The following is a 26,855-nucleotide window of genomic DNA, read 5'->3' as shown; positions in this document are numbered from 1 at the left end:
GAGGTCGCCCCCGGGGAAGCCGAACCAGCCCAGCCGATGGACAAGATGACGACGATCTTCCAACCTGATCATGTTACGATTCCGAGCGTGAGCGAGCCCGCCAAATCCCGCGCCGCGCTGCGCGTCCGCGGACTGTCCGACCGGACCATTGCGTGGCTGTTCGTTGCGCCGACGATCGCACTTCTGCTCGCGATCAACATCTTCCCGCTGGTCTGGATGATCCGGCTATCCTTCACCAACCTGAACCTCAGCATGTCCTACCTGCCGCTGCGGTTCGTTGGCCTCGACAATTTCAGCGACATCCTCACCGACGAGGACGTCTGGATCCGGCTCCAGACCACAGCGCAGTTCGTGATCTGCTCGGTGGCCTTGCAGGTGGTGGTCGGGTTTGGTCTGGCGCTGCTAATCAACCGCCAGTTCCGCGGTCACAGCTTCTGGACTACGATTATCCTGCTGCCGATGATGCTGTCGCCGGCGGTCGTCGGCAATTTCTGGACGCTATTGCTGCAGCCGCAGATCGGGCCGTTCAACTATCTGATCGGCCTGTTCACCGGTGCGCCGCCGAGCTCGTTCAGCATGACCGGGCAGGTCTCGCTCGCGCCCTGGACCATCGTGCTGGTCGACACCTGGATGTGGGCGCCCTACGTGATGCTGATTTGCCTTGCCGGGCTTCGATCGATCCCCGACTACATCTATGAGGCGGCCGAAGTTGATCGTGCCTCGGCGTGGCGGCAGTTCTGGTCGATCACGCTGCCGATGACGGTACCGTTCCTGATGCTCGCGGTGTTGTTCCGCGCGATCGAGAACTTCAAGATGTTCGACATGGTCAATCTCCTGACCTCGGGCGGACCGGGCTCGACCACCGAGCTGGTGTCGATCTCGCTGAAGCGTGCGGCGTTCGAGAAGTGGCGCACCGGCTATTCCTCGGCGCTCGCCATCATCCTGTTCGTGACCGTGTTCGGTGCCGCCAACATCTACGTCAAAACGCTGAACAAGGTGAAGCAACGATGACCGCTGCCGTCGCCAAATCTGTCCTGGCCAAATCGACCGCGCATTCCATCGTCGAAGCCTCGCCGCGCGCCAAGGCGTTCGCCGGCGGCCTCGTCATTCTCTATGCCCTGATCACGATCCTGCCGCTGCTTTGGATCGTTGCCACCGCATTCAAGTCGCAGAGCGATGCCATCGCCTATCCGCCCAAGGTAATCTTCGAGCCGACCCTTGAGGGCTATGTGAACCTGTTCACCGTGCGCACCCGCCAGACCCCGGATTTCATCGCCAAGTTGCCGCCGCCCGCGACCTGGTACGACAAGCTGGTGCGCAAGCACGACATGGTGATCGCCGGACCATCAAAGGTCGTGCCGCGCTTCGTCAACTCGCTGATCATCGGCTTCGGCTCGACGTTCCTAGCGGTCTTTCTCGGCACGCTGTCCGCCTACGCGTTCTCGCGCTTCCGCATTCCGCTCGCCGACGATCTTTTATTCTTTATCCTCTCGACGCGCATGATGCCGCCGGTCGCAGTCGCGATCCCGATCTATCTGATGTACCGGCAGCTCAACCTGACCGACACGCGCCTAGGAATGATCCTGCTCTACACCGCGGTGAATGTCTCGCTCGCGGTCTGGCTGCTCAAGGGATTTATCGACGAAATTCCGCGCGAATATGAGGAGGCCGCGCTGGTCGACGGCTATACGCGGCTACAGGCGCTGCGCAAGGTGGTACTGCCGCAGGCCGTTACAGGCATTGCGGCGACCGCGATCTTCTGCCTGATTTTCTCCTGGAACGAATACGCCTTTGCGGTTCTCCTGACCAGCGGTGAAGCGCAGACAATGCCGCCATTCATCCCCTTCATCATCGGCGAGGGTGGGCAGGACTGGCCGGCCGTTGCCGCCGCGACCACGCTGTTCGTCGTTCCCATCGTCATGTTCACCGTGCTGTTGCGCAAGCACCTGTTGCGCGGCATCACCTTCGGAGCGGTGCGCAAATGAGCGGTTCTGCTGTTGCCAAGGGTTCATTCCAGCGCTGGTTCCGTCGCGGGCCGTGGGAAGCCGGTGCGATGACCTTGATCGGGGGCGGCATCATCATGCTGGTTCAGCCCTGGTCGATCGACCTGTACAGCTACTCCTTCGTGACGATCCTCGCCGGAACGGTCGGCTTCGTCATCGTCAGCCATTTTCCGGAATAGGACCATGGCACAGATCCGCATCGAAAACCTACGCAAATCGTTCGATCAGTTCACGGCGGTGGAAGGCTCGACCTTCACCATCGACGACGGCAGCTTCTTCGCGATGCTCGGACCCTCCGGCTGTGGCAAGACCACCACCTTGCGCGTGATTGCCGGTCTGGAGCTGTCTACCGAAGGCAAGATCCTGCTCGATGGCGAGGACGTCACGTTCCACCGCGCCGCCGCCCGCGACATCGCTTTTGTGTTCCAGCTTTTCGCGCTCTATCCCCACATGAATGTCGGGCAGAACATCGGCTTCCCTCTGAAGTGCCAGGGCATGAGCCGGGGCGAGATCCGACAGCGGGTGCAGGAGACCGCGCGGATGTTGCGGATCGAGCATCTGTTGTCGAGCAAGACCTCGAAGCTCTCGGGGGGTGACCGGCAGCGCGTCGCGCTCGGGCGTGCCATGGTGCGGCGGCCGAAGGCCTTCCTGATGGACGAGCCGCTAGGCGCGCTCGACGCCGAGTTTCGGCATTTGATGTGCGGCGAGCTGCGCGAGCTGCACGATCGCATCAAGGCGACTACGGTTTATGTCACGCACGACCAGCTCGAGGCGATGTCGATGGCGGACCAGATCGCCATCATGAACAAGGGCCGCATCGAGCAGATCGGAACGCCGCAAGAGGTCTATGACCGGCCCGCAAGCATGTTCGTCGCCGACTTCATCGGCTCGCCGCCGATGAACTTCCTGCGCTTCGAGAGCGGCCTGCGATCCGGCGATCAGGCGGTCAGCCTCCACGACACCACGATCGCGGTGCCCGAGATCCGCGAGGACCGCGCAAGCGCGCCGCTGGCGCTCGGGGTCCGGCCGGAGCACATCCGCTTCGCCGACGCGGGCGCCGTCCGCGGCGAAGTGTTCGGGGCGGAATATCTCGGCACCACGCAGATCGTCACCGTCGACACGGCGTATGGGCGGGTCGCGGCGCGGCTGCCCTCCAGCGCGTCAGTGCGGATCGGTGAGACTATCGGTCTCGAATTCCGCTCCGAGCGGCTTGCGCTGTTCGACATCGGCAGCGGCCTTGCGATCCGGACCGCCAGGGAGGAGGGCGCGCGCCATGGCTGACGTCACCCTACGCAACATCAGCAAGCGCTTCGGCGCGGTGGAGGCGGTGCGCGATCTCTCGCTCGTGGTGAACGACGGCGAGTTCATCGTTCTGCTCGGGCCGAGCGGCGCCGGCAAGACCACCACGCTACGGCTAATCGCCGGGCTCGAGAGCCCGGATGCCGGCTCCGTCATGATCGACGGGCGCGACGTGACGCACGATCCGCCGGGCTCGCGGGATATCGCATTCGTGTTTCAGCAGTATTCGCTGTATCCACATTTGACGGTCTATGACAATCTAGCCTTTCCGCTGCGCTCGCCCGCGCGCCGCGTGGCCGAGCCGATTATCCGCAAGCGCGTCGAACAGACGGCGGAGCTGTTGCATATCGCCAGCAAGCTGAATAACCGGGCCACGCGCCTTTCCGGCGGCGAGATGCAGCGGGTAGCGATCGGCCGCGCGCTGGTCCGCGATCCCTCGATCTATTTGATGGACGAGCCGCTGTCGTCGCTGGACGCAAAACTCCGCTCCGAGCTTCGGCTCGAGCTCAAGCGGATCCAGATCGAGCTGGGCGCAACCATCCTCTATGTCACCCACGATCAGGTCGAGGCAATGACGATGGCATCAAAGATCGGCGTGATCAGGGACGGTCAGTTGCTTCAACTCGGCACGCCCAGGGAAATCTACGAAAGCCCCTCCAGCAGCTACGTCGCTTCGCGGCTCGGGATGCCTCAGATCAACTTCCTTCCCGCCCGCCTGCTTGCCGACGTGGCAGTGCCGCCCGGAACGGAGACGGTCGGCATCCGCACCGAGCATCTTCGGCTCGCCGCGCGCAATGGCGGCCAGATGGTCGGCCGCGTGCATCGCGTCGAGCACCTCGGCGAGCAGAATCACGTTCACCTGGACTATAAGGGCGAGACGCTGGTGACGCTCGCGGATCCGCATCAGCCGCTGCAGGCGGGCCAGGAGATCGAACTGCATCTGGTGCGGCCGCTGTGTTTCGACCGTGCAGGGCAGCGCATCCCCGCGGTGTGTCATTAGAGGAGTGAAAGGTTCGGACGATGTCGGTGCAACCCGAGACATTCAAGTCGTTGGTCAAGGCGGCCGCAGAGCAGGTCATCGCCAGCGCGCCGGAGCTCACGAGCCTGGACCAGGCGATCGGCGACGGCGACCACGGCACCAACATGAAGCGCGGCTTCGAAGCCGTGCTCGGCAAGCTCGATACCATCTCGGCGCAGTCGCTCGACGAGGCGCTGAAGATGATCGGCAAGACCCTGGTAATGACGGTCGGCGGCGCCTCGGGGCCACTCTATGGCAGCTTCTTTCTCGCCGCGGGCGAAGCACTTTCGCACGACAAGCGTCTGCCCGACGATCTCGCTGAGGTCTTCGGCAGCGCCGTCAACGCGGTGAGCGCGCGCGGCCGCTCGCAGGCCGGCGAGAAGACGATGCTCGATGTGTTGGTTCCCGTGCTCGAAACATTGAAGGCCGCCGCCGGTCAACCGGATCTGATCGCGCGGGTGCGCACGACCGCCTCTGAGGCGGCCGAACGGACCGCGCCGATGCAGGCCACCAAGGGACGCGCATCGTTCCTCGGGGCGCGCAGTGTCGGACATGTCGATCCCGGCGCACGGTCGAGCTGCGTTCTGGTGCAGGCGGTGTGCGCGGGTCTGGAGGCGAGGCAATGACCGAGACTGTTGGGATCGTGATCGTCTCGCATTCCAGAGACATAGCCAAGGGAACCGCGGACATGGTGCGGCAGATGGTCGGCAACGAGGTCAAGGTGGCGTTTTGCGGCGGCAATCCCGACGGGGGGCTGGGCACCAGCGTGCCGCTGATCATCGACGCCATCAATGACGCCTGGTCGTCAAAGGGCGTCGCCGTCCTCGTCGACCTCGGGGGCGCCGAGACGAACAGCGAAATGGCGGTCGAGATGCTGGAGCCTGCGCGGCGCGATCTCGTTGTCGTCTGCAACGCACCGATCGTCGAGGGTGCCGTGATGGCGGCGACCGAGGCGGCGGGCGGCAGCACCCTGGCCCAGGTCAAGGCCGTGGCCGAGGAACTCTCTGCCGACTGAGATGTCGGCGAAGCGATGATGGATGATGAGCATGCTCGATAAAGCGGACGGACAGATCTTCACCGGCAGTGTACGGCTGGTGCACGCGGTAGGCATGCACGCTCGCCCGGCGGTCAAGTTGACCAAGCTCGCCAAGAAGTTCCAGGCTCAGATCTCTGTGCGGGTCGCGGGTGCGCCCGAATGGATCAATGCCAAGAGCGTGGCCAAGATCATGGCGATGCGCGCCGCGCACGGCAGCACGATCGAGATCAAGGCGTTGGGCAGCGACGCCGAGGCCGCTGTCGCCGCGCTGGTCGATCTGATCGCGACCGACTTTCCGGATGGAGCAGGCTAGCATGCAGGGCGGCGCTGCAGGACTGGCTTACCGGGGCAGGACCGCCTCGATCGGCTTTGCCCATGGTCCGCTGGTCCGGGTCGACGCGGGCGCGGGCGGCGAGCGGGTTGCCGGCACGCTGGTCGAGGAGGCGCTCGCTTTGCGCAATGCCATCGACGTGGCAAGCAGGCAGATCGCCGATCTTGCCGCCAGCGCCGGTGGTGAAGCCGCGCAAATCCTCGAGTTTCAGGTCGCGTTGCTGGAGGATGAGGATCTGATCGAGGCGATCTTCGCGTCGATCGGCGAGGGGCGTCCGGCCGACGTCGCATGGCGTTCGACGCTCGACGCGCAGATCGCGGAGTACAGTTCGGCGGCGGATGAGTATCTGCAGGCCCGCTCGTCGGACCTTGCGGACCTGCGCGACCGCGTGATCCACATCCTACGCGGCGACGAGAGCGAGCCGCTGAAGATTCCGAGCGGAGGCGTCGTCTGTGCCGACGACCTGCCGCCGTCGCGCTTCCTGGAGATCGATTGGTCCGGCGGCGGCGGCCTGGCGCTGCTGCACGGCAGTCCGACGAGCCACGTCGCGATGCTGGCGCGTGCGCGCGGCATCCCGATGGTCGTGCAACTCGGCGCCATTCCGGATGCCGGCGCCACCGCGCTGCTCGACGGCGAAGGCGCGACGCTCGAACTCGATCCCAGCGCCGAGCAGGTGCGCATCTTCGAAAAGCGGCGCGAGAGCCATCGCAGGAGCAGGGCATCCGCTCGCGCGATCCTGCGGCGGCCGACGGCCTCCTGGCGCGGCGAACATATAAAGCTCTTGATCAATATCCAGCGCGTCGACGACCTCGATCATGCGGATGCGCAATATGCCGATGGCATCGGCCTGATGCGGACTGAATTCCTGCTCGCCGGGCGGAGCGACCTGCCGGATGAGGAGACCCAATTCCAGGCCTATGACGCGGTGTTGCGCTGGGCCGGCCAGCGGCCCGTCACCATTCGCACGTTCGATGCGGGCGGCGACAAGCCGGTGCCCGGCTTCACACTGGATGGCGAGGCCAATCCGTTCCTCGGCGTGCGCGGCTTGCGGCTTTGCCTCGCCCGGCCTGAGATTTTTGCCGTCCAACTCCGCGCGCTGGCACGCGCCGCGGTGCGCGGCAATCTCAAGGTCATGTTCCCGATGGTTACGTCGGCGGACGAACTCGAGGTGGGCCGGAAGCTGTTCGCCGACATCGTGCAAGGCTTGCAAGCCGACGGCATTACCGCGATGCTCCCGGAGCTCGGAATCATGGTTGAGGTTCCAGCGGCCGCCCTGGCGGTCTCGAGCTTCAAGGCGTCCTTCCTCTCGATCGGCTCGAACGATCTCGCGCAATATGTCCTCGCCTGCGATCGTTCCAACGGAGCTCTCGCCTCCTTGATGGATCCGCTGCATCCGGCAGTGCTTGAACTGATCGCGCGGACCGCGGAGCATGGCAGACGCGCCGGCATCAGCGTCAGCCTGTGCGGCGACATGGCAGGTGATCCGCGCTGCCTTCCCGCTCTGCTGAACTGCGGCCTGCGCGAATTGTCCGTCAATGCATCGGCACTAGCGCAGATCAAGCAGGCGATCGACCGGCTGAGCGGCGGAGGTGGCCTTGGCTGAGATGGCGGCCGATGAAACACCTGAAGCTGGCGCGGTTGCGGTCTACAAGCGCATCTTCAAGGAGGTGCTTGAGAGCCGCCCGTCCGGCATGCGGCTGCGCCTGGCCCATGCCATGGGCAAGAACCGCAGCTTCGTCAGCCAGATCAGCAATCCGGCCTATCCGGTGCCGATACCGGTGCAGCATCTCAACACGATCTTCGATGTCTGCCACTTCCCGCCGCAGGCGAAGACTGCCTTTTTGCGCGCCTATGCGCGCGCGCACCCGCGCCGCGTCGGCCGGCTGAGCGAAGGATCGCATGAGCGGACGCTCACGCTGCATCTGCCGGATCTCGGCAGTGCCAAGCGCAATGCCGAGCTCGACGCGCTACTGCAGGAATTCACGCGGCGCCTGATTGCCATCATGCGGGAAAAATAGGCAAGAAACGCCAAACCGAGGAAGCGGGGAGGACACAATGAAGAAGTTCATCAATGCGGTCGACAACGTCCTGAGCGAGAGCCTCGATGGCTTTGCGGCTGCGCATGCCGATCTGGTCGTGCTCGGCGCGGAGCGGAAGTTCGTGCGCCGCCGTGAGCTGAGCCCGAAGAAAGTCGCGCTCGTGTCGGGCGGCGGCAGCGGACATGAGCCGTTGCATGCGGGCTTCGTCGGCTACGGCATGCTCGACGCCGCCTGTCCCGGGCAGGTGTTCACCTCGCCGACGCCGGACCAGATCGTCGAAGCGGCCCAGGCGGTCGCAGGCGACGCCGGCGTCCTGTTCATCGTGAAGAATTATGCGGGCGACCGCATGAACTTCGAGATGGCGGCTGAGATCGCCGAGGGCCGCATGGCCACCATCGTGACCGATGATGACGTTGCGGTCGAGAATTCGACCCACAGCATTGGGCGCCGAGGCGTGGCCGGCACGTTGATCGTTGAGAAGATCGTCGGAGCAGCCGCCGAGAAGGGCGCTGACCTTGAGGGCTGCGTTGCGCTCGGCGAGCGCGTCAACGCTCGGACGCGCTCGATGGGGGTGGCGCTGACGAGCTGCACGGTCCCTGCCGCCGGCACGCCGACCTTTGTGCTTGGCGAGGATGAGATGGAGATGGGCGTCGGCATTCACGGCGAGCCGGGACGCCGCCGTGTCAAGCTCGAGCGGGCCGATGCGATCGCCGCCGAGATGACCTCCGCCATCGCAGACGATCTGGCTGCGCGTACAGGCTCCGAAGCCCTGCTGCTGGTCAACGGTTTCGGCGGCACGCCGACGATCGAACTCTATCTGGTGTACAATGCGGCGAGGCGGATGCTTGAGCAGCGCGGCCTGCGCATTGCCCGGTCGCTGGTCGGCAGCTACGTCACCTCGCTCGACATGGCCGGCTGCTCGCTCACCGTGAGCCTGCTCGATGCCGAAACATCACCGCTGTGGGATGCCCCCGTGCGCACAGCCGCACTGAAATGGTGATTGTGAAAGTGAGAGGTAGACGATCGTCGATTCGAGGTGCCGGCGGAGGATCGGCTCGGTGACGGCTCACCCCCGCTCCGAATGCTTGTTCTTGGCGCACAGCTGCACGGCGGAACTGGATATATGATGAATATCCGATCAGCCGGATGTTTACGGACGTGCTGATCGATCGGATCCTGGCGCCAAGAACAACGACGCCCACCAAATTCTTCCGACGGTTCATGACCGGCAGCTGCTGGACAGTCCGGCAAAAGCTGCGAAAACGTCACCTAAGATTGCGAAAATTTAGATTGCGAAAATTTCCAAGCGCGCCGGCGGCAATTCCGCTGAAAAGTGGCGCAGGCGAGCCGAGCAACCGAGTGCTGGTTCGGCCTCGGCCCTCTCAACGCTGAAACAGGGGTTCGATTCCCCAGCGCCAGAGTTTCAATTACTTAACTAAATGCGGGTGAACGGTGTCCAGTTGGTGTCTCGTCGGCTGGCGCCCGGCGCACCGCGTCGAATAGTTCCGACTCGTGGTAGTCGAATCCTTGCGGCAACAGACGCCGTGCGCAGTGTAGAAGCGTGCGGATCAGGTCCCGGCGTTGCTCCTCCGTGCAGGCTGGACGACTCGATAATGTTTGCTTGAGCTGGAGGGACCGCGCATTTGTCCCGCTTTCGCGTAACCTCAATCGCGTCCGTTTCCATTTCAAGGACTCGACGGCGAAGCTGAGACCATTTCAAATCCTTAGGTCAGAAGACTCTCTACCTAGCTCCGCGATGCCAAAAGCACCCCGCTCCGACGATCGTCCGAAGTAAGGATTCGTCGTGATGACCCGTACACACGGCGATGTTTCTCTTGACGGTCAGATCCAAAAGTTAACGAGTTCACGTAGGCTACGGTGAAGACGATCCTGGAGGCGGTTGATCGGCACCTCGGGCGCAATAACTGTGCCGTTGCGCCTGCTCAGGCTCGGTTGGATGCGCTCTTTGAACAGTTCGACATCGCCTGCAAGGGCCTCGACCGCCTGCCGGACCTCGAAGCTCGGCGCCGGGAGGCACGCCGGTTGATGGCCATCCTGATTGAGTTGGACACGGCCATGCGCGCCGATGCGCGCTCGCGTCGCGAGGACGATCTGCGGGCCTCCTTGCGTTACGACCAACATTTTCGGCTTGCCATGCGCAACTTCGAGGGGCCTGGCGAGTGGACGCAAGAGCAGTGCTTGGCCTTGTTGGCCGAAGGGGCCGAGTAATGACCGACGATCCGAAATCGCTGGCCGCCGAGCTTGACCGGCTCACGGCGAACTGGGCGGTCTTGCAGACCGTCTGCGGCAGCTCGAAACCGAAAGCAGTGTAGTCACTCGTATTCTGCGGGGCGAGCTGTTGACGTTGGAGCAGGGTGCCGACATCGCTGAGTGCAGCGACGAAAAAATCCGCAAAGCAGTGTGATCTGACCGCCGGAACGAAGCGCCGGCTTGGGATCAAGTTCGCTAACCGCTGGTTCGTCGGCCTGTTGGAATTGCTTGACGATCTCGAACAAGCGCGCATCGACCGGCGCCGTGGCCCGGAGGTGCGGGCACACGCCGAGGAGAGGGCAAAAAAGTATCAAAACTGGGCACAGCCAATTGAGCTGCTTCCGGTGCCGGAAAGCGCGGCATCCGATAGCTCCGAAGCGCCACCAGATGCCGCCTAGCGTGGCTCAGGGCCGTGATTGCGCCGTGGGTTGTTATTCCTTGCGGGCAGCAGTTACTTCTTCGTCAGTCGTAACTTCGAGACTAAACCGATTAAAGCCTGCTGGTTTGGCTTCCCATTTGACGACCTTTCCTGAGAGTTGGGCAAATGCACCGGAAGCGAACTTAAACACCGCTTTTCCAGAGGCTTCGGTACCAGCAGGCTTGCCGTCCTTCACGGCAACGGATGCTACACCTTCGGTGAGTTGAGTAACCGCAAGTCCGCCTGGCGCGCGGACAATCCCGCCTCCAGCAACAAATGTTCCATGAGGACCGTCCCACTCGGTGGTGGAAGACGATGTGTACAGCGCGCCCTTCAGCAAACCTTCAACACCGAAACAAGCATATTGAGAACTGGCGAGCCGATGACCATCCGTGTCACCGATGGGGTCTTGGCTTGCGAGGCCGATGACGCTGCATTCATAGCGGCCGACCGTTTCCGCCAGCGCAAATCCAGTTGCGCAGAATAAGCCGATGGTGGAACAGGCAATAGTAACAATGATGCGCTTGTGCATAGATGTCTCCTGAAATGAGTGTGCCAGAACACACGATAGAGAGAGTGCAGTAGGACCGCAAAAATGATTTGGTCTATTGAGGCTCAGTGCCCGCCGGTGGCTCTGACGCTGCCGCAAATGATTGGGACTTCGGCACGCCCCTGGCAGCTCCCAAAAAGTAAACACTTAACCATACACCTCCAGAACGGATATCGGAAGAAGGGCCTGCCGAGGAATTTCACGGACGAGAGGCGCGGCCCGCCCGTTTGGCGCTCGCCACAACAACCGCTTCGGCGCGTGGCGCGCGCCACAGCCCTAGCCTTCGCAAATCGGCTCGCGGTCTCTAGGCTTGCCGGCAGATGGCGACCTTCGTTGCCAACGTTTCTTCGCAGGTTGAGGTGGCAGCCGCTTTCTCGTTGCAGGAGCTGCGCGCTGCGGTATTCGCTATCCGCGATGGGACCGCGCCGATCCCGGCACCGAAACCGAAGGCTGCGACCATCGGCGTGACAGAACCGTCCGCGCCGACGATGGCTGTGTTCATGCTCAAATCGGTGTGGTTTCGCGACCAAGCCGGTCGTAAGCGGTTCGCCGGTCAGTGGGAGGATGCGACCATGCCGGTCGCTACGGCGCGCCGTGCCTTGGACAAAGGCATCGCGGTCGCCGTGACCGATCCGCGCCGCGCCCAGCTCCGCGGCTCGCGCGGTGGCGACTTCAATCCTCAAGCGCCTGATGTTGTCGATCTTGACGCGGTCGATGAGCCGAAGCCCGTGCCTCACATCAATCCGGTGCTCCGCGAAGCCAACTTCACCGTGCTCGACCGCAGCGCGGAAGCGCGCACAATTGAGATTGAGGTGCCGCGCACATGAAGGCAGCGCCTCCCGGCTGGCAGCCGCATCAAATCGTCACGTGCATCGACGGTTGGGTTCTCGATCCGAAGAATAAGGATCGCATTCCGGCCGCCGTGGCCGAGATAATCGCCCGCGCTATGCCGCAGCCTGGCAACAGCGCCGTCGCCGCTAGCTGAGGATCTTCCGCTTGTCGTCGAGATCGTGGACACACAGGAAAAGATCGGCAAGTTTCTTTACTTCCTGTTCTCGACCAGATGATGACTAGCGGCCTCGTGACCCTCGAGAAGGTGCAGGTTCTGCAATATGGGTCCGAGATGATCCGGTCGCGACCGCCTGAGCTTGCATGCTCGCCGGCGACGTGATGTCCGACCTTGTCGGACCAGTTCGGAAAGCAGGGTAGTGGCCGACGCTATCAAGGCCACGCCACTTTCTTGAAAATGATGGATCGACGGGGAATGACTTCTGCGCAGACAGCAGCTGCTGGGCAAACAAGCTCACGCAACGCGCCATCGCTGATCAAAGAGGGATTATTGCTCGTCCCAGGTTTCCGGCCACGTTCGTCCGAAGACGGATTGAGCTGATCCTTTGTGGCTCGCTCGGGCAACCACGAGACTGATGCAAGCCAGTGGCAGCGCCCCCAACACGGGAGTAGAATTATCCGAATGTTGTCCTTGCCGTCAGAACGATGAGGTAAGAATCCACCAGGAGGCAAAAGAGGAGTCCCGCATATGCCCGAGGTCATGAAGGTACAACGCGAAGCGCGCCGAAAGATCATTCGCCAATGGACGAGGATTCCCACGGACAAGCGCGGGTCCATCGCGGAGATCTCCGCCTTCGCCAAGACCGCGGCGCAGCAGAACAAGAATGCATTTGCCCACTGTCGTCGCGATCCGTACGAGAAGATCATGGGATGGCTGTTGCCCCGTGCCCATCTTGAGATGAAGGGGCACTGAGGTATTGCGAGGCCGCAACCGGGGAATCAACCTCCATGCTGAGAGTTGTCAGCCGCATCGACCCGAATAACCGTGGCCACAGACGAGCGCGGCAAGAGCCGGTTGGCATTAAGCAGTGCGCCGATATTGGCGATACTCCACAGTAGACGTTAGGAGGCTATTCGAGCGTTCGTAACGGGCGGATGCGCGTCGCCAATCGGCAAGCAAGCGATCAAACGCTTTGCCATCGGGGCATAAGTCGGCGATTCGATGTCGAACTTTACTGAGCCATGTGTCGATTCCGTCCAGCCTGACTGCGTTGGTAGCCGTGAGCAGTCGTCGCGCGTCCACAATCAACTCCTGCTCGGTGCGGTCATTGTGCTCTGCGACGATCAACGATCGATCGATCCTTGTGCGCAGGACAACTGGAGTGAGCGAAGGCTGCAATTGCGCCACGTAGTCGTGCAGTGCGAACCAACAAGCGACTTCGCGGCTGTGGGTCCAGGTGGGACCGATGGAGCGCCTGAGCGATTCATCCCTCTGCAAGAGTGCTCCGCGCCAGGCATCGATCGGTTCTGACGAGCATGGCTCGATCGGAGGTGCAACGTCTCGGAGCGCGGCAACGAACCGGTCGGGAGAGCCAAACGCCTCGATGATATCGCGATGATTATGATCCCAGGCAACCATGATGCCGCGGTAGGCGGCGGCGTTGCCGATCAGCTCACGGTGTCGATAGAGTTCGACGGCGGCGCGCCCCCGGTCGCAACCCGGTAGCTCCAGAATCAGCTTTTTGGCATCCACCTCGGACTTTATTGCCCGGTAGTCGAAATTGACAGGCAATCCGCCTGGCAGTCGCGGGAGCCAAAACTCGATGTCCGCTAAACTTTCGCTGTGATCGTGTGGGGCCATGGCCTCCTCCTATCGAGCGCGACGCATCGACAGGAGTCATTAGCCCTCCGGGCGTATAAGGCGGACTCCTCCGCCCATCAACATTTATAGTCCAATACCGTGCTGCCAACAAGCGACTGACGTGAGCGCAGCAAATTTCTGACGTGGGGCGGGAATGCGTTAGCCGACGACCGCGCCTGCACTCACGGACCGGACACAGCGCACAAACCATCTCCGCGCGATGCCGGCCGGACTCGGTTCTCTCCGTCTGCGACCGCATCGCGGCTCCGCGCTTCGCGGGGTTCGCGCTAGCATTACAGTTGCATCTTCCTGAAGGTTCTGAATCTATGGGCGACCATGATTCGGGATCTGATGATTGGTGGCGCGTCGGTTGAGGATACGCTGACGCTGTGGGCTTCGTCGTTGCGAGATGCCAAGCAACGCATCCGTCCGCTGTTTACGCAAGAGCGGGTCGCGGCCTCGGCGGGGCAATTTCTCGACGGACTGTTGGGCAACGAGCCGCGCAAGACGGGTTGGATGCGGGCGGAAGCGGCTGGCGATCCAGGCCCGTGGCGCCAGCAGGCGATTCTGGGTCGGGGGCAGTGGGATGCCGACGCGCTGCGCGATATTGTACGTGAGTACGCGCTGGAAACGCTGGGTGACGAGGACGCGGTTCTGGTCATCGATGAGACCGGCTTTTTGAAACAGGGCAAGGCCTCGTGTGGGGTCGCGCGCCAGTACACTGGCTCGGCGGGCAAGATCACCAATTGCCAGATCGGAGTGTTTGCCTCCTATGTGTCGCGGCATGGCCATGCCTTCATCGATCGGGCGCTCTACCTGCCAAAGGAATGGACGGACGAACCCGCTCGCCTGAAGGCCGCACATGTCCCGAGCGATGTGAGCTTTGCGACGAAGCCCCGGATCGCGCATCAAATGATCGCTCGCGCGATCGCCGCAAAGGTGCCGTTCTCGTTCGTAGCAGCGGACAGCGTGTATGGCACGGGAGCGATCGAAACCCTGCTGCGCAAGGCGGGCAAAGGCTATGTTCTGGGGGTTGCTTCCAATCACGTGTTCTATTCCTGGGGCAAGCAGCAGCCTGTCGCCGGCACTGCCTCTACGATCGCGCAGAGCCTTCCCAAGAAGGCCTGGCGCCGCCTGCCGTCCGGCGAAGGAACCAAAGGTCCGCGCTGGCACGACTGGGCCTATCTTGAGCTGGCCGATCTCGACGCCGGCGAATACAACGACGACCTTGCCGGGGAATGGACCCGAGGTCTTCTGATCCGCCGCAATATTGCCGACAACAGCTTAGCCTTCTTCTCCACATGGTGCCCCAAGGGCACGTCCATGCAGAAGCTGGTATCCGTGGAAGGCCATCGCTGGGCCATCGAAGACAGCTTCGAAACCGCCAAGAACGAGCTCGGTCTTGATCACAACGAAACCCGCTCCTGGCATGGCTGGCATCGCCATGTCTCACTGGTCATGCTTGCCTTCGCCACGATGGCCGTCATCCGTCATCGGGCCAACACCGGAGCATTGCTTAAAAAAACGCGACCGCGGCCCCGACCGAAGCATCGTTCTTGATCCGCTGGTCGATCCCGGAAATCCGCCGCATCGCCATGAAGCTCGCCCAGCGGCGCATCCCGCATGCCCACATCCTCGCATGGTCATCCTGGCGCAGGGCTCATCAAGCCAACGCGCGCAAAGCGCATCTCAAGCAAAAATTACAACTGTAATGCTAGGCGGTGTGGACACTTATCGCATCCATAGGACGATGGCGGCGAGAGTGACGACGGCGCGGTAATTTCGGGCGGTTTTTTCGAAGCGGGTAGCGACGCGACGGAACTGCTTGAGTTTGGAGAAGCAGCATTCCACGAGATGGCGCTGGGCATAGAGATGCTTGTCGAGCGGATATTTGAGCGCGCGTGACGGGTTGTTGGGGATCACGGCGAGCGCCTTTTTGGCGGCGATGTCTTGGCGCAAATGGTCGGCGTCATAGGCTGTGTCGGCGATGACGACCTCGGCGGGCAGTCCCTCGATCAATGCGGCGGCTTGCGGTGCATCGCCCTTCTGGCCTGCGGTGAGCGTGAACCGGACAGGACATCCAAGACCGCGAACGGCCATATGGATCTTCGTGCTCAGGCCGCCGCGCGAGCGGCCAAGCGCCTGATCTTCAGGCCCCCTTTTTTCGCCCCAGCGGCGTGCTGATGCGCCCGGACGATGGTGGAATCGACGATTAGATATTCGAAGTCTGGGTCGTCGGACATCGCCTCGAAGATCCGCCACCAAACACCCTTGGTGCTCCATCGGCTGAAGCGCCGGAACACGCTGTTCCAGTCCCCGAACACCTCCGGAAGATCACGCCAGGGAGAGCCGGTCCGCACGATCCAAAGCACACCTTCCACGAACATCCGGTTGTCTCGCCCGGTCGAGCCCTTCTGGTCGGGCCGGCCGATGATCAGCGGCGCCATGCGCTCCCAGGCCGCGTCGCTCAACACCAAACGATCCATCACACCCAAGACTGCCTCCCCAAAAGCAGCCTTGAATCTGATTTGCTCTCAAAAGGGAATCCTTAGAGTCCACACTGCCTAGTGGGGCTGATATCCCTCAATGCGCGTCAGCAGTTCTTCTTCCAGCCCCGCCCGGCGCTGCTCCAGCCGCTCGACTTCCGTCTCACGATCAGCTTCAGCCTCGTAGCCTTTCAGAAGCTCGATGACGTAGCGGTATTGGTGGCAGAGCGCGTCGAAGGTGTCGTCCGTCGCGACCAATCGGCGCACGGTCTCTTCATTCTCGGAGAACCGCTTGAGCAATGGCCGGATGCATTCCACGACCTCGTCTGTTCCCATCGCTCCTCCCTATTCCGTCCGACGCGTTCGCAGGGAGCCCGCGAAGACCTCGGGCTAAGATTTCATCTTGCGAATCTCATCGACGATCTCGGGATTGGCCAGCGTCGAAATGTCGCCGGCGTCCTCGTTGTTCGAAATCGAGGCAAGCACCCGGCGCATGATCTTGCCGGAGCGGGTCTTCGGCATGTCGGGCACGATCACGATACGGCGCGGACGCGCAATGGCTCCAATCTCGCGGATTACCGAGTCTTCCACGCGCTTGCGGATGGCTTCGTTTGGAGCGAGTCCGGGCTTCAGCGATACGTAGAGGTCGGGTATCTTGCCCTTGATATCGTCTCTGGCGGGGACCACTGCCGCTTCGGCGATCTCGTCAACGAGCAGACTGGCGGACTCGATCTCCTTGGTCCCGAGCCTATGCCCGGCCACGTTGATGACATCGTCGATCCGACCGAGGATGCGGTAGTAGCCGTCGGCCGCCTGCAAGGCGCCGTCGTTACAGAAGTAGGGCCAATCGCGCCAGTTGCGGCTCTTCCGGTCCTTGCAGTAGCGCGCGTAGTACTGTTCGACGTACCGGTCGGAGTTCCTCCAGATCGTCTGAAACGTGCCGGGCCAGGGGTTTTGGATGCAGATGTTTCCCGCACGCCCGGAGCGTGAAGGAATTTCGCGGCCCTCTTCGTCATAGATGATCGGATGAATGCCAGGCACCGCTGGCCCCGCGCTTCCCGGCTTCATGGGGTGGAGAGCCGGCACCGTGCTGCACAGAAAACCACCGTTCTCCGTTTGCCACCAGGTATCGACGATGACCGCTTCGCCCTTGCCGACGACCTCGTGGTACCACTTCCATACCGCCGGTTCGATGGGCTCGCCCACCGTGGTCATGTGCTTGAAGTGGTGATCGTACTTCAGCGGCTCATCCGGGCCGGCGCGCCGAAGCGCCCGTATGGCGGTCGGCGAGGTATGAAAGATATTGACCTCAAGCTCTTCCGCGATGCGCCAGGGTCGTCCGGCGTCCGGAAACGTAGGAAGCCCCTCGTACACCACCGAGGAGGCTGCCAACGTCAATGGCCCGTAGACGATATAGGAGTGGCCCGTGATCCAGCCGATATCGGCCATGCACCAGTAGACATCCTCCGGATGGATGTCCTGAATGTATTTCGACGTCCCTGCGACGTAGGCGAGATACCCGCCGGTACTGTGCTGGCAGCCTTTCGGTCGTCCAGTAGTGCCGCTCGTGTACATCAGAAACAGCGGGTCCTCAGCAAGCATCGGTACCGGCAAGGTTCTGCGGCGTCGGAAGCCAGACAACACTTCGTTCATGATGAAGTCGCGACCCTCGACCATTGGCGTTTTGCTCGAATACCGCCCTGGGTATCTCTGCCACACCAGCACCTTCTCGACTTTCACGCCTTCCTTTTCCGCCTCGCTGACCGCGACATCCGCTTTCTCCTTTTGATCGAGAAGCTGGCCGCCGCGGTAATAGGCGTCCATTGTGATCAGCACACGGCTTTCGGAATCGACGATGCGGTCCGCCGTGGCTTTCCCGCTGAAGCCGCTAAAGACTTGCGAGTGAATAACTCCGAGCCTCGCGCAGGCGAGCATCGTAATTGGAAGCTCCGGCACCATCGGCATGTGCAGCGTCACCCGATCACCCTTCTTCAGACCGCAGAAGTCTTGCAACAGGGCAGCGACCTCATTCACGCGTACGTAGAGCTCCTGATAGGTGACGTGCTGGATGGGCTCGTGCTCCGGCTCAGGAACGAAGTGAATTGCAGTCTTGTTCTTGTATTTGGCGAGATGGCGATCGACACAGTTGTAACTGGCGTTGATCCTGCCGCCGACAAACCATCGCCAGAACGGCGGATTGCTCGTGTCAAGCGTGACGTCCCAGGGCCGGTACCAGTCGAGAAGGTCGGCGTATTCCTTGAAGCAATCCGGAAAGTTGTCGAGACTGAATCTGTCAAAGACGGCTTTGTCCGTCAGGTTGGCCTGCGCGACGAATTTCTCCGGCGCGTTGACATAGTTTTCTTCCTGCCAATGGACCGCGATCTCGGCTTCCGACACTTCTGCTGTTTGATGTGACATACGCTGCCTCCAAGCTATCGCGTAGCCTCGCGATCGTGCAGGCCACGTGGCACTCTCGCGCAAACGGCGCTTACGGCGCTCGTAGAGCGAGGCCGGCCGAACAAGACATGTTGAAGAAATCTGATCATCCGGCACTCCCTATAGTGCGGCGGGAGCGCAATTCAGGGCTGAACGCCCACCTTGGGCGTTACAAGCTGACGGGCAGCTTAAATCGTTTCAGTCGGGTTGGCGAGGTTTGGTTCGTTTGTGCTCGCAGCATGTGAGGGTAGCGTCCTGCCGCGCTGCAGCGCTCCGAATGGCGCGGCGCAGCAAATGAATCTATCGCCAAGGACGTCGACGCCCCGTGTTGTTCGGGACCGGGAATAGGGCCGTGATTGGACTAATCCGCAACGGCACCCAGGCTCGCCGATGAGACATGGCGGGCATATTCCGCGAGGATCCCGTCCCTGTAGCGGGGTCGTGGTGCCTTCCACTTCTTCTTTCGCGCCGCAAGTTCCTTGGCTGAAACGTGGAGTTCAATGAGGCGCTTGTCCCGATCAAGGGTGATCAAATCGCCATCTTTCACGAGGGCGATCGTCCCGCCAACAAAGGCTTCCGGCGCCACGTGGCCAACGATCCAGCCCCAGGATCCTCCAGAGAACCGACCATCGGTAACGAGGGCGAGGGAGTCGAGTAGGCCCTGGCCGACGAGCGCCGCGGTTGGAGAAAGCATCTCCGGCATGCCTGGGCCACCTCTTGGACCTTCGTAACGGATGACGACGATGTCTCTGGGCTTGATCTTCTTCGAGAGGATCGACTTCAAGCATGCCTGCTCGGAATCGAACACTCGAGCGGGACCGGTGAATTTGGGCTGCTTGATGCCCGAGGTCTTTGCAACGCACCCCTCGCTCGAAAGATTCCCTTTTAGGATCGACAAATGACCACGCCCGTAGAGCGGATTGGACCACGGCCGGATTACTTCTTGATCGCCGGAAGGCTCCGAGGGCAGGTCTGCTAATTCCTCAGCCAGCGCGCGACCGGTGATCGTCATGCAATCACCGTCGATGCGGTCATGCTCAAGCAGCACCTTCAGGACTTGCGGGACGCGCCCGGCGCGGTGGAAATCCACCGCAACGAAGCGGCCCGAAGGCTTCAGATCACACAGCACCGGGTCCGGCGCGCAACCCGCTCGAAATCGTCGATGTCCCAGCGTACCCCTGCTGCTCTTGCGATAGCAAGAAAATGGAGAACCGGGTTGGTCGATCCTCCAGTGGCCATCACGACTGCGACGGCATTTGAAAGGGAGATCGCCGATGGACCTCCAACGGGTTCCCTCCGCCATGCTGGTACCAGCTCTCACTCTATGATTTGATCTGACGAGAAAAGGCAACTGGAGGAATTTGGTGACCGGCGGACGTGTCGAGCGGCGGTTGGCAGCGGTGCTGGCGGCTGATGTCGCAGGCTACTCCCGCCTGATGGGCGCCGATGAAGTCGGGACACTGACTGCATTGAAAGCGCACCGGCGCGAAGTTGTCGACCCCGAAATCGCCGAGCATCACGGCCGTATCGTCAAGACGACCGGCGACGGCTTGCTGGTAGAGTTCGCCAGTGCCGTTGATGCGGTGACCTGCGCGATGGCAGTGCAGACCAAAATGGCCAAGCGCAACAGCGATGCCGTGCAAAAAATTGCGTTCCGCATCGGCATCAATATTGGCGACGTCATCATTGAGGGCGACGACATTTTCGGTGACGGCGTCAATATCGCGGCACGCGTTGAGAATGAGTGTGAGCCGGGTGGCGTTTACCTATCCGCCAGCGCTTTTGAACAAGTCAGAGGCAAGACAAGCTTCGGGTTCGACGATCTCGGCGAGAAATCGCTCAAGAACATTGATCGACCTGTTCGGCTCTGCGCGGTCCAGCCAGCCATGAGGTCAGCGGCAACAGCTGGAGCGACTGCAGAGACAACCAAACCCTTGGCGCTGCCCGACAAGCCCTCAATTGCGGTGCTGCCGTTCCAGAACATGTCGGGCGACCCCGAGCAGGAGTATTTTGCAGACGGTATGGTCGAGGATATCATCACGGCACTCTCAAGATTTAAGTCACTCTTCGTTATCGCGCGCAATTCGAGCTTCACCTACAGGGGCAAGGCGGTAGACATTAAGCAGGTTGGTCGAGAACTTGGGGTTCGTTATGTACTTGAAGGGAGCGTGCGCAAAGCGGGCAATCGGTTGCGCATCACCGGACAGCTAGTTGACGCCGTCAGCGGCGGCCACATTTGGGCCGAGCGCTATGACCGTGCGCTCAATGACGTGTTTGTCCTTCAGGATGAACTAGCGACGCATGTCGTTGGTGCTATCGAACCAAGCCTGCGTCAGGCCGAGATCGAGCGCGCTCGGCGTAAGCGGCCCGACAATCTCGGTGCCTACGATCTTTATCTTCGCGCGCTTCCCGATGCGTTCAGCGGAAACCCGGAACCGGCTACGCGGGCTCTTCCCTTGCTCGAGCGGGCGGTCGCGATCGACCCCGATTATGCCGCTGCCCACGCGGCAATCGCGCTCTGTCACCATATCCAGTACCAGAGAGGTAGCCGCCGGGAGCAGGAAAAAGATGCCGCGCTCCGCCACGCACGAATTGCCCTGGCAAGGGCCGGCGATGATGCGACAACACTCGGTGCCGCAGCATTCGTGATTGGCTCGGAAGAACAGGACTACGAATCTGCGTTTGATGCGTTTGATCGCGCAATCGGATCGACACCGTCCTGCTTTATGGCGCTGAGTTTTGGTTCGATGATCTACGCCTGGGCCGGAAGTTACGAAAAAGCCGTCGAGTATGGCGAACGGGCGATTCGTCTTAGTCCTCGCGATCTCGCTTTGCACCTGCCCTACAACGGTTTGGCCTACGCGCACTACTTTGCCGGCGATTTCGAACGAGCAGCAGCAGCCGCGAAGCAATCAGCACGCGTCAACCCGGGCTTCGGTCCGCCGCTATCGGTGCAAACCGCGGCATTAGCCCGGCTAGGCCGGCAAGATGAGACACGGGCGAGCGCCCGGCGTCTGCTGGAGCTCGTCCCGAATTTCACGATCCGCCGATTGTTGGCATCGGGCTTCTCAAGCGCTGATCATCGCGTCAAGCTGGCCGAAGGCCTTCGGCTCGCGGAAATTCCGGAATGACCCTACACACCGCCGTCGCCGCGATCACGGCCGCCGGCGGTGACGGACTAATGTCGCACGTCTGCTTCTGTGCCATACCGACGAGTGCCAGCGTTCGTCTGCGTGTCGGCTGTCAAGACTGGACCGGAATTGTCACGACCAGCCCTCAACCGCCGGTATTGGCCCAAAGTCGTCCTCGTCAATGCGAGCCATTAGTTCAAGGGGCAGCACTGCTCGTGGCAGTGCTCAGGAACCCGTCCCTCTTCCAGGCATCGACCCGCAGGCGGGGCCCATTTGACACCTTCTGCTTCCTGGCCGTCGCAATGAGCACGAGCGCAGATGCGAGAGAGCCGACAGTCTCGGACAATATTGGAATGGCGCGCTTCCTGTTCATCGGCCGAGGACGCGGGCGCGCGACACGATCTATATGGGCTTGATGTTCGCTGTGCGGATCACCTTGGCCCATTTCGCGGTCTCATCCGCGATTAACGTCCCGAACTCGAGCGGAGTCATAGGTATCGGCGCCCCGCCCAGGCTCGCAAGGCGCTCCTGCACCGCGCGATCGGCGAGGCCGGCATTGATCTCGCGATTGAGCATTGCGACGATTTCGGCCGGCGTATTCTTCGGCGCTCCGATGCCGAACCAGGCGGTCACCTCGTAGCCCGGCACGAATTCGCCCACGCTGGGAAGGTCAGGCAGCGCGGCCGAGCGCATGGCGGACGTGACCGCAAGCGCACGCAGCCTTCCGGCCCTGATGTGGCCGATAACCGAGGCAATGCCCTCGAACATCACCTGCACCTGTCCAGCGAGCAGATCGGCCAGCGCAGGTCCGCCGCCACGATACGGGATCGGCACCAAAGTGACCCCGGCCATCATGTTGAAGAGCTCGCCCGAAATGTGCGACCCGGTCCCGATGCCGGTGATTGCCATATTGATCTTGCCCGGATTGGCTTTGGCGTACGCGATGAACTCAGTGAGAGTCTTCACTGGTACTGATGGATTGACCACCAGCGTGAAGGGCGCGCGCATGATGCCTGCGACCGGCGCGATGTCACGCATGAAATTGAACTCGAGATTGTCGTAGAGGGTCGCATTGATGGCGTTACTCGACGTGACCACGAGCAAGGTATAGCCGTCCGCAGGCGCCCGCGCGACCGCCGCGGCTGCGAGATTGCTGCCGGCCCCCGGACGATTTTCGATGATGAAGGGTTGGCCAAGCCGTTCTGACAGCCACTGACCGATGAGGCGGGCCGTGACGTCGGTCGGTCCGCCAGCCGTGAAGCCGACGAGAAGGTCGATCGGCCGCGACGGGTAGGTTTGCGCCAGAGCCAAGCGCGAGCCGGCTGGGAGCGCGATCGCGCCGGCGGCGAGTTGCAGGAATTGGCGACGGTGAGGTGTCATCGCGTCCTCCATGTCGGCTTTGCGGTGCGAAGGTCCATGGTTCGCAGGCTTATTCCGTGCCTGATGTTACGATAGTTGATCCAGGCATCAATGAATAATAGTATTATTCGATGTTGGCATATATGTTCTCATATGAGGGTCGTCCATGCAGATGAGCGATCGCATTGGCAAGCGGATCAGGCTGCAGGACGTGCATGTCCTCATGGCCGTCGTGCAAGCCGGCAGCATGGGGAAGGCCGCGCGTCACCTGAATACGTCCCAGCCGAATATCTCGAAAGCGATCGGGGATCTGGAGCGTGCGCTCGGCGTGCGTCTGCTCGACCGTCACCGGCAGGGAATTGAGCCGACCGAATATGGGCGCGCGCTGCTCGATGGCGGGACGATCGTTTTCGACGAACTGCGCCAGACAGTGAAGAACATCGAGTTTCTTGCCGACCCGACGGCGGGAGAAGTCCGGATCGGATCCAACACAGCGCTGGCCGCGAGCTTCACCTCCGCGGTGATCGATCGACTCTCTCAGCGCTATCCGCGTATGACGGTTCGCCTCGTGAGCGGATTTAATGAGACCCTTCTCGAGAAGCTTCGCGCGCGTGACCTCGATCTCCTGATCGCGCGACGATTCGGTGCAATTGACGGCGAACCGGTGGACTTCGAGTCCCTTTTCGACGACACGTGTGTGATTGCTGCCGGTGCGGAAAGCCCCTGGGTGCGGCGCCGTAGGATCGCGCTCGCTGAACTGATCAATGAACCATGGGTGCTGCCGCCGCGAGGGACCGGAGTCATATCGATCGCGCAGGAAAGCTTCCGCGCCGCCGGTCTCGACTACCCCCGCACGGTCGTTGTCGCCGATTCTCCCCTGGCGCGGATGAATCTCGTGGCCACCGGGCGCTTTCTGACGATCTTTACAGTTTCAACGTTGAGGTTTCCGGTCAAGCGGCCAGAACTCAAGGTCCTGCCCGTTGAACTGCCGCCGGCCCGCTTCCCGAACGGAATCGTCGTGCTGAAGAATCGTACGCTGACGCCTGTTGCGCGGCTGTTTATCGAAGCGGCTCGCGAAGTTGCGAGGCCGCTGGCGAAAAGATTGTGATTCCGTGATGACCGTGATTGGCCCATCAGCGAAGTGACGCCCCGTTGTCCACTTATTCGGGCATAGCTGACTAAATTTGCTCACTCTGAGTTCTTCGCATTTTGACCCTCAACCGACTTTGGGCGGCACGCTCGGGTGCGAGAGCCGCAGGTCTACGCGCCGGCGAAGACGATCGTGCACGGGCTGCTGGTCTTGATGACCTGACCAGTCGGCGTCAGCATCCCGTTCGCTTGGTTGATGCTGAACGCCACGATCGTGTCGGTGTTCTGCTCAATGCTGAAGCCCTCATCGGCGTTGGCCGCATAGAGGATTTCGGCTGTCGGATCGAGGCAAAAAAAGCGGGGGGACTTCGCGTGGGTCAGCGCCCAGCCCACTGGTGTCAGGGTCCCATTACTTTGATCGACTGCAAAAATCGCGATGCTGTCGTGTCCGCGGTTCGATGCGTACACGACGCGGCCGGCTGGCGCGACGACGATCTCGGCGCCGGTGTTGTTGCCGGTGTAGCTCGCCGGGAGCGAAGGCAGGATCTGGATCGGCTGCAGAGCGCCCCGCTGCGGATCGAAGCGGTAGGTGGCGACGCTCGAACTGAGTTCGTTGATAACATACGCAAATGGCATCTGCGGATGAAACGCAATGTGCCTGGGGCCGGCGCCAGCGCGCGTGGCGACGAGGGGTGGGTCGGCCGGCGTGAGTTTTCCACTCGTCGCGTCGAGGCGAAAGACAAAGATCCGGTCAAGCCCCTTGTCGGGCACGGCGATGAACCGGCCGCTTGGATCAAAAACAACGTCGTGTGGATGCGAGCTGGCCTGTTGTTTGCGATCCGGACCTGGTTCGCCGGGCAGGTTCACCAGATCGCTGCGCGGTCCCAAACTTCCGTCCTTCTCAACCGGCACCACGCCGACCGAGCCGGCGCCGTAATTGGCGGTGACGATCCAGCGGCCCGTTGGATCAATCGACAGGTGTACCGGGTTCTTTCCACCACAGGACTGCCGGTTAAGCGCCGTTATGCGCCCGTTTTGCTTGTCGATCGCGTGCGCACTGACTTCTTCGAGGTCGGCATGCACCGCATAAAGAAAGCGCTGCGTCCAGTCGAGCGTCAGGAAGGAGGGATTGACGATCTCAAGGAGCTGTTCGTGAGTCCAGGCGCCCGAGGTCGGGTCCACCCGATAGACGTTGATGCCGCCACCATGCCCTTTGCGTTCCGGGGTGGTGAAGGCGCCGACATAGGCGAACAGCGCCCTTGCGCGGTCGGCTCGGAGCTGCGCTTCGGCATGTCCTCCTCGCAATAGCGCCGGGCCTGCCGCGGCAAGAGCCGTTCCAGCCTTCAATATGACACGCCTGTTGATGCGCTTGTCTGCAGCAGGTGATGCTTTGGCCATTTTCCACCTACCTCGCTTTGAGATCGCGCTAGTCGGTTTTGGGGCCCAATGTCGGATTTCGCACGCCGACTTGTGCAGTCGCGCCGAAGCATCAAAAAGGGCCTATCTCGGGCGACCAGCCAATTATGCCAGCAAGATTGTGTGCCCGGAAGGCGTGTCACGAGCCCGACGTTTGTTTTCGGGGACAAAGCGGAACCAGCCGGACGATCTTCCGAACGGCGCTTGCGACCCAATCCAGTCTTTAGTCGTGATGGCATCCCACTGTCCGGTGAAGCCTTCACGCCACAACCTGCAAGACCTATCTATGGTTTGTCTTGAGCATGCCGATATGTCTGCGGCAGTCGGTAGCGAGAGGTCTTCCGATGACCATCACCCTCAACCACACCATCGTCCCTGCCCGCGACAAGAGGGCAGCGGCGCAATTTTTTGCGAGCATTTTTGGCCTCCATGCCGATCCGAAAGGCGGCCATTTCGCGCCGGTACGCATCAACGACACGCTCACGCTCCTTTTCGACGACGATGAAGAGTTCGAGAGCCACCACTACGCCTTCCACGTCAGTGATGCCGAGTTCGATGCCATCTTCGGCCGCATTCGCGAGGCGAAGCTCGCCTATGGCAGCGCACCGTGGAGCTTCGACGACGGTAAGCTCAACGACTGGAACGGCGGCCGCGGCGTCTATTTTCGCGACCCTGATGGCCATGTGCTCGAACTCATGACCGTACCGCAGTGAGCTTCAACCCCTCCGCTGAAGCGATGAGGTGTTCGAGAAATTGCGTGAGTCAGGTCCTGGCCCATCGCACCATTTCGCTGCGCTCCGGTATTTGGTCGGTATCGGGGCATAGCGGACATCGCGTAAGCCGCACCAATCAAACTCGATTATGCGACGCGCCCTAGATATTCGGCGCAAATCGCGGCGAGCGCATTGCCTTGCGGCGATCGATTGGGATTGCTCGCCTCGCGCGGCGCGGTCGCCCTGGCGATGGCGCGTTCGACGATGCCCCATTGATCGCCGTACAGGATGAAGGTCATGTCGCGGAACGGCGACCGATCGCCGTCCGGCAATTCGGGCATCTGCTCCAACTCGCCGACCCCGACCGATAGCTTCGATAGCTCGTCCTCGGTTATGCCGGTCAGCGCGATCTCGAAACCGCCCTCGACGAGGTCGGCCAATTCGAGCCGCAGCATCTCGTCGTCCCAATCGCTGGCGTCCGTCAGGCGATTATCGGCGATGACGTAAGCGCGCTTTTGCTGAGCCGACGACACCTCCTTAGTCAGGTAGAGAAGAAAACCATGTCGGTCACGAAAGAGCGCTTCCCTGGCCACACACGGAAGCAGCGATT

The 26,855-nt window shown here is 61.7% G+C and carries 28 protein-coding genes and 3 pseudogenes; 22 read left to right on the top strand and 9 right to left on the bottom strand.

Annotated features, from left to right (window positions below; translation table 11 throughout):
• Positions 1–36 precede the first annotated feature (36 nt).
• The 13 genes from MTX19_RS28075 (at position 37) to MTX19_RS28015 (ending at position 10,395) form a co-directional block, all read left to right on the top strand.
• Positions 37–1,011 (top strand): sugar ABC transporter permease, encoded by a 975-nt coding sequence (locus MTX19_RS28075; RefSeq protein ID WP_280980282.1) that lies wholly within the window; start codon positions 37–39, stop codon positions 1,009–1,011.
• Positions 1,008–1,985 carry a carbohydrate ABC transporter permease gene (locus MTX19_RS28070; RefSeq protein ID WP_280980281.1) on the top strand — a complete coding sequence of 326 codons (978 nt, stop codon included), beginning with the start codon at positions 1,008–1,010 and terminating at the stop codon, positions 1,983–1,985. Before MTX19_RS28075 ends, MTX19_RS28070 begins: the two co-directional genes overlap by 4 nt.
• Positions 1,982–2,182, top strand: coding sequence for a hypothetical protein (locus MTX19_RS28065; RefSeq protein WP_280980280.1), 201 nt, complete (start codon positions 1,982–1,984; stop codon positions 2,180–2,182). The genes MTX19_RS28070 and MTX19_RS28065 overlap by 4 nt, the downstream gene beginning before the upstream one ends.
• Positions 2,183–2,186: 4 nt before the next feature.
• Complete coding sequence (locus MTX19_RS28060) at positions 2,187–3,284, top strand: ABC transporter ATP-binding protein (protein WP_280985572.1); 1,098 nt, start codon at positions 2,187–2,189, stop codon at positions 3,282–3,284.
• Positions 3,277–4,302 carry an ABC transporter ATP-binding protein gene (locus MTX19_RS28055; protein WP_280980279.1) on the top strand — a complete coding sequence of 342 codons (1,026 nt, stop codon included), beginning with the start codon at positions 3,277–3,279 and terminating at the stop codon, positions 4,300–4,302. The genes MTX19_RS28060 and MTX19_RS28055 overlap by 8 nt, the downstream gene beginning before the upstream one ends.
• Positions 4,303–4,322: 20 nt before the next feature.
• Positions 4,323–4,946 carry a dihydroxyacetone kinase subunit DhaL gene (gene dhaL, locus MTX19_RS28050; RefSeq protein WP_280980278.1) on the top strand — a complete coding sequence of 208 codons (624 nt, stop codon included), beginning with the start codon at positions 4,323–4,325 and terminating at the stop codon, positions 4,944–4,946.
• Positions 4,943–5,335 (top strand): dihydroxyacetone kinase phosphoryl donor subunit DhaM, encoded by a 393-nt coding sequence (dhaM, locus tag MTX19_RS28045; RefSeq protein ID WP_280985571.1) that lies wholly within the window; start codon positions 4,943–4,945, stop codon positions 5,333–5,335. Before dhaL ends, dhaM begins: the two co-directional genes overlap by 4 nt.
• 31 nt (positions 5,336–5,366) lie before the next feature.
• A complete protein-coding gene (locus tag MTX19_RS28040) occupies positions 5,367–5,669 on the top strand; it encodes an HPr family phosphocarrier protein (RefSeq protein WP_280980277.1) in 303 nt (100 codons plus the stop codon).
• Between the two features lies 1 nt (position 5,670).
• Positions 5,671–7,290, top strand: coding sequence for a phosphoenolpyruvate--protein phosphotransferase (gene ptsP / locus MTX19_RS28035; protein WP_280980276.1), 1,620 nt, complete (start codon positions 5,671–5,673; stop codon positions 7,288–7,290).
• A 1-nt stretch (position 7,291) separates the two neighbouring features.
• Positions 7,292–7,705, top strand: a complete 414-nt coding sequence (locus tag MTX19_RS28030) for a hypothetical protein (RefSeq protein WP_280986144.1) — start codon at positions 7,292–7,294, stop codon at positions 7,703–7,705.
• A 37-nt stretch (positions 7,706–7,742) separates the two neighbouring features.
• Positions 7,743–8,726, top strand: coding sequence for a dihydroxyacetone kinase subunit DhaK (gene dhaK / locus MTX19_RS28025; protein ID WP_280980275.1), 984 nt, complete (start codon positions 7,743–7,745; stop codon positions 8,724–8,726).
• Between the two features lie 878 nt (positions 8,727–9,604).
• Positions 9,605–9,955, top strand: a complete 351-nt coding sequence (locus tag MTX19_RS28020; RefSeq protein WP_280980274.1) for a hypothetical protein — start codon at positions 9,605–9,607, stop codon at positions 9,953–9,955.
• A gap of 146 nt (positions 9,956–10,101) precedes the next feature.
• Positions 10,102–10,395, top strand: a complete 294-nt coding sequence (locus MTX19_RS28015; protein ID WP_280985569.1) for a hypothetical protein — start codon at positions 10,102–10,104, stop codon at positions 10,393–10,395.
• Between the two features lie 33 nt (positions 10,396–10,428).
• On the opposite strand, the gene MTX19_RS28010 is transcribed toward MTX19_RS28015, so the two are convergent.
• Entirely contained in the window at positions 10,429–10,947 is a 519-nt protein-coding gene (locus MTX19_RS28010) for a hypothetical protein (protein ID WP_280980273.1), read from the bottom strand.
• 338 nt (positions 10,948–11,285) lie between these two features.
• Here MTX19_RS28010 and MTX19_RS28005 point away from each other — a divergent pair, with 338 nt between their 5' ends.
• The 4 genes and pseudogenes from MTX19_RS28005 (at position 11,286) to MTX19_RS27990 (ending at position 12,727) form a co-directional block, all read left to right on the top strand.
• Positions 11,286–11,792 carry a hypothetical protein gene (locus tag MTX19_RS28005; RefSeq protein WP_280980272.1) on the top strand — a complete coding sequence of 169 codons (507 nt, stop codon included), beginning with the start codon at positions 11,286–11,288 and terminating at the stop codon, positions 11,790–11,792.
• Entirely contained in the window at positions 11,789–11,950 is a 162-nt protein-coding gene (locus MTX19_RS28000; RefSeq protein WP_280980271.1) for a hypothetical protein, read from the top strand. Before MTX19_RS28005 ends, MTX19_RS28000 begins: the two co-directional genes overlap by 4 nt.
• Positions 11,943–12,136: pseudogene (locus MTX19_RS27995) on the top strand (DUF190 domain-containing protein); the annotation flags it as partial. The gene MTX19_RS28000 and the pseudogene MTX19_RS27995, both read left to right, overlap by 8 nt.
• Positions 12,137–12,502: 366 nt before the next feature.
• Entirely contained in the window at positions 12,503–12,727 is a 225-nt protein-coding gene (locus tag MTX19_RS27990) for a hypothetical protein (RefSeq protein WP_280980270.1), read from the top strand.
• Between the two features lie 108 nt (positions 12,728–12,835).
• On the opposite strand, the gene MTX19_RS27985 is transcribed toward MTX19_RS27990, so the two are convergent.
• On the bottom strand, positions 12,836–13,615 hold the full coding sequence (locus tag MTX19_RS27985) for a hypothetical protein (RefSeq protein WP_280980269.1): 780 nt from the start codon (positions 13,613–13,615) through the stop codon (positions 12,836–12,838).
• A 336-nt stretch (positions 13,616–13,951) separates the two neighbouring features.
• On the opposite strand from MTX19_RS27985, the gene MTX19_RS27980 reads away from it, so the two are divergent.
• Positions 13,952–15,175, top strand: a complete 1,224-nt coding sequence (locus tag MTX19_RS27980) for an IS701 family transposase (protein ID WP_280985451.1) — start codon at positions 13,952–13,954, stop codon at positions 15,173–15,175.
• Complete coding sequence (locus tag MTX19_RS27975) at positions 15,172–15,327, top strand: hypothetical protein (protein WP_280980268.1); 156 nt, start codon at positions 15,172–15,174, stop codon at positions 15,325–15,327. Before MTX19_RS27980 ends, MTX19_RS27975 begins: the two co-directional genes overlap by 4 nt.
• 19 nt (positions 15,328–15,346) lie before the next feature.
• Here the strand turns inward: MTX19_RS27975 and MTX19_RS27970 are convergent.
• The 4 genes and pseudogenes from MTX19_RS27970 to MTX19_RS27955 all read right to left on the bottom strand — a co-directional run bounded on the left by MTX19_RS27970 (position 15,347) and on the right by MTX19_RS27955 (position 19,776).
• A pseudogene (locus MTX19_RS27970) lies at positions 15,347–16,062 on the bottom strand (IS5 family transposase).
• A gap of 117 nt (positions 16,063–16,179) precedes the next feature.
• Positions 16,180–16,437: a hypothetical protein gene (locus MTX19_RS27965; RefSeq protein WP_280980266.1), complete on the bottom strand. Its 258-nt coding sequence runs from the start codon at positions 16,435–16,437 to the stop codon at positions 16,180–16,182.
• A 54-nt stretch (positions 16,438–16,491) separates the two neighbouring features.
• Positions 16,492–18,519: an acetate--CoA ligase gene (acs, locus tag MTX19_RS27960; protein WP_280980265.1), complete on the bottom strand. Its 2,028-nt coding sequence runs from the start codon at positions 18,517–18,519 to the stop codon at positions 16,492–16,494.
• A gap of 379 nt (positions 18,520–18,898) precedes the next feature.
• A pseudogene (locus tag MTX19_RS27955) lies at positions 18,899–19,776 on the bottom strand (dihydroxy-acid dehydratase).
• 125 nt (positions 19,777–19,901) lie between these two features.
• On the opposite strand from MTX19_RS27955, the gene MTX19_RS27950 reads away from it, so the two are divergent.
• Entirely contained in the window at positions 19,902–21,668 is a 1,767-nt protein-coding gene (locus MTX19_RS27950) for an adenylate/guanylate cyclase domain-containing protein (protein ID WP_280980264.1), read from the top strand.
• Positions 21,669–22,070: 402 nt separating this feature from the next.
• Here the strand turns inward: MTX19_RS27950 and MTX19_RS27945 are convergent, their stop codons facing one another.
• Positions 22,071–23,048: a tripartite tricarboxylate transporter substrate binding protein gene (locus MTX19_RS27945; RefSeq protein WP_280980263.1), complete on the bottom strand. Its 978-nt coding sequence runs from the start codon at positions 23,046–23,048 to the stop codon at positions 22,071–22,073.
• A gap of 145 nt (positions 23,049–23,193) precedes the next feature.
• On the opposite strand from MTX19_RS27945, the gene MTX19_RS27940 reads away from it, so the two are divergent.
• The gene (locus tag MTX19_RS27940) at positions 23,194–24,135 is read left to right on the top strand and encodes a LysR family transcriptional regulator (RefSeq protein WP_280985568.1); all 942 of its coding nucleotides are present in this window, start codon (positions 23,194–23,196) and stop codon (positions 24,133–24,135) included.
• 152 nt (positions 24,136–24,287) lie between these two features.
• Here the strand turns inward: MTX19_RS27940 and MTX19_RS27935 are convergent, their stop codons facing one another.
• Positions 24,288–25,514: a lactonase family protein gene (locus MTX19_RS27935; RefSeq protein WP_280985567.1), complete on the bottom strand. Its 1,227-nt coding sequence runs from the start codon at positions 25,512–25,514 to the stop codon at positions 24,288–24,290.
• A gap of 362 nt (positions 25,515–25,876) precedes the next feature.
• On the opposite strand from MTX19_RS27935, the gene MTX19_RS27930 reads away from it, so the two are divergent.
• The gene (locus tag MTX19_RS27930; protein ID WP_280985566.1) at positions 25,877–26,245 is read left to right on the top strand and encodes a VOC family protein; all 369 of its coding nucleotides are present in this window, start codon (positions 25,877–25,879) and stop codon (positions 26,243–26,245) included.
• A gap of 146 nt (positions 26,246–26,391) precedes the next feature.
• On the opposite strand, the gene MTX19_RS27925 is transcribed toward MTX19_RS27930, so the two are convergent.
• A complete protein-coding gene (locus MTX19_RS27925) occupies positions 26,392–26,778 on the bottom strand; it encodes a hypothetical protein (protein ID WP_280980258.1) in 387 nt (128 codons plus the stop codon).
• Between the last annotated feature and the right edge of the window lie 77 nt (positions 26,779–26,855).

It is taken from the genome of Bradyrhizobium sp. ISRA464, assembly GCF_029910095.1.
In the GTDB taxonomy this organism is placed as follows: Bacteria; Pseudomonadota; Alphaproteobacteria; order Rhizobiales; family Xanthobacteraceae; genus Bradyrhizobium.
The sequence above is the reverse complement of the archived record's forward strand: the minus strand, read 5'-3'. Positions and strand labels throughout refer to the sequence as shown.

What these genes read in the sequence shown, in the direction of transcription:
- MTX19_RS28075 (WP_280980282.1), top strand. Translation starts at nt 37, where the DNA reads ATGGACAAGATGACGACGATCTTCCAACCTGATCATGTTACGATTCCG.
- MTX19_RS28070 (WP_280980281.1), top strand. Translation starts at nt 1,008, where the DNA reads ATGACCGCTGCCGTCGCCAAATCTGTCCTGGCCAAATCGACCGCGCAT.
- MTX19_RS28065 (WP_280980280.1), top strand. Translation starts at nt 1,982, where the DNA reads ATGAGCGGTTCTGCTGTTGCCAAGGGTTCATTCCAGCGCTGGTTCCGT.
- MTX19_RS28060 (WP_280985572.1), top strand. Translation starts at nt 2,187, where the DNA reads ATGGCACAGATCCGCATCGAAAACCTACGCAAATCGTTCGATCAGTTC.
- MTX19_RS28055 (WP_280980279.1), top strand. Translation starts at nt 3,277, where the DNA reads ATGGCTGACGTCACCCTACGCAACATCAGCAAGCGCTTCGGCGCGGTG.
- dhaL (WP_280980278.1), top strand. Translation starts at nt 4,323, where the DNA reads ATGTCGGTGCAACCCGAGACATTCAAGTCGTTGGTCAAGGCGGCCGCA.
- dhaM (WP_280985571.1), top strand. Translation starts at nt 4,943, where the DNA reads ATGACCGAGACTGTTGGGATCGTGATCGTCTCGCATTCCAGAGACATA.
- MTX19_RS28040 (WP_280980277.1), top strand. Translation starts at nt 5,367, where the DNA reads ATGCTCGATAAAGCGGACGGACAGATCTTCACCGGCAGTGTACGGCTG.
- ptsP (WP_280980276.1), top strand. Translation starts at nt 5,671, where the DNA reads ATGCAGGGCGGCGCTGCAGGACTGGCTTACCGGGGCAGGACCGCCTCG.
- MTX19_RS28030 (WP_280986144.1), top strand. Translation starts at nt 7,292, where the DNA reads ATGGCGGCCGATGAAACACCTGAAGCTGGCGCGGTTGCGGTCTACAAG.
- dhaK (WP_280980275.1), top strand. Translation starts at nt 7,743, where the DNA reads ATGAAGAAGTTCATCAATGCGGTCGACAACGTCCTGAGCGAGAGCCTC.
- MTX19_RS28010 (WP_280980273.1), bottom strand. Translation starts at nt 10,947, where the DNA reads ATGCACAAGCGCATCATTGTTACTATTGCCTGTTCCACCATCGGCTTA.
- MTX19_RS28005 (WP_280980272.1), top strand. Translation starts at nt 11,286, where the DNA reads ATGGCGACCTTCGTTGCCAACGTTTCTTCGCAGGTTGAGGTGGCAGCC.
- MTX19_RS28000 (WP_280980271.1), top strand. Translation starts at nt 11,789, where the DNA reads ATGAAGGCAGCGCCTCCCGGCTGGCAGCCGCATCAAATCGTCACGTGC.
- MTX19_RS27990 (WP_280980270.1), top strand. Translation starts at nt 12,503, where the DNA reads ATGCCCGAGGTCATGAAGGTACAACGCGAAGCGCGCCGAAAGATCATT.
- MTX19_RS27985 (WP_280980269.1), bottom strand. Translation starts at nt 13,615, where the DNA reads ATGGCCCCACACGATCACAGCGAAAGTTTAGCGGACATCGAGTTTTGG.
- MTX19_RS27980 (WP_280985451.1), top strand. Translation starts at nt 13,952, where the DNA reads ATGATTCGGGATCTGATGATTGGTGGCGCGTCGGTTGAGGATACGCTG.
- MTX19_RS27965 (WP_280980266.1), bottom strand. Translation starts at nt 16,437, where the DNA reads ATGGGAACAGACGAGGTCGTGGAATGCATCCGGCCATTGCTCAAGCGG.
- acs (WP_280980265.1), bottom strand. Translation starts at nt 18,519, where the DNA reads ATGTCACATCAAACAGCAGAAGTGTCGGAAGCCGAGATCGCGGTCCAT.
- MTX19_RS27945 (WP_280980263.1), bottom strand. Translation starts at nt 23,048, where the DNA reads ATGACACCTCACCGTCGCCAATTCCTGCAACTCGCCGCCGGCGCGATC.
- MTX19_RS27940 (WP_280985568.1), top strand. Translation starts at nt 23,194, where the DNA reads ATGCAGATGAGCGATCGCATTGGCAAGCGGATCAGGCTGCAGGACGTG.
- MTX19_RS27935 (WP_280985567.1), bottom strand. Translation starts at nt 25,514, where the DNA reads ATGGCCAAAGCATCACCTGCTGCAGACAAGCGCATCAACAGGCGTGTC.
- MTX19_RS27930 (WP_280985566.1), top strand. Translation starts at nt 25,877, where the DNA reads ATGACCATCACCCTCAACCACACCATCGTCCCTGCCCGCGACAAGAGG.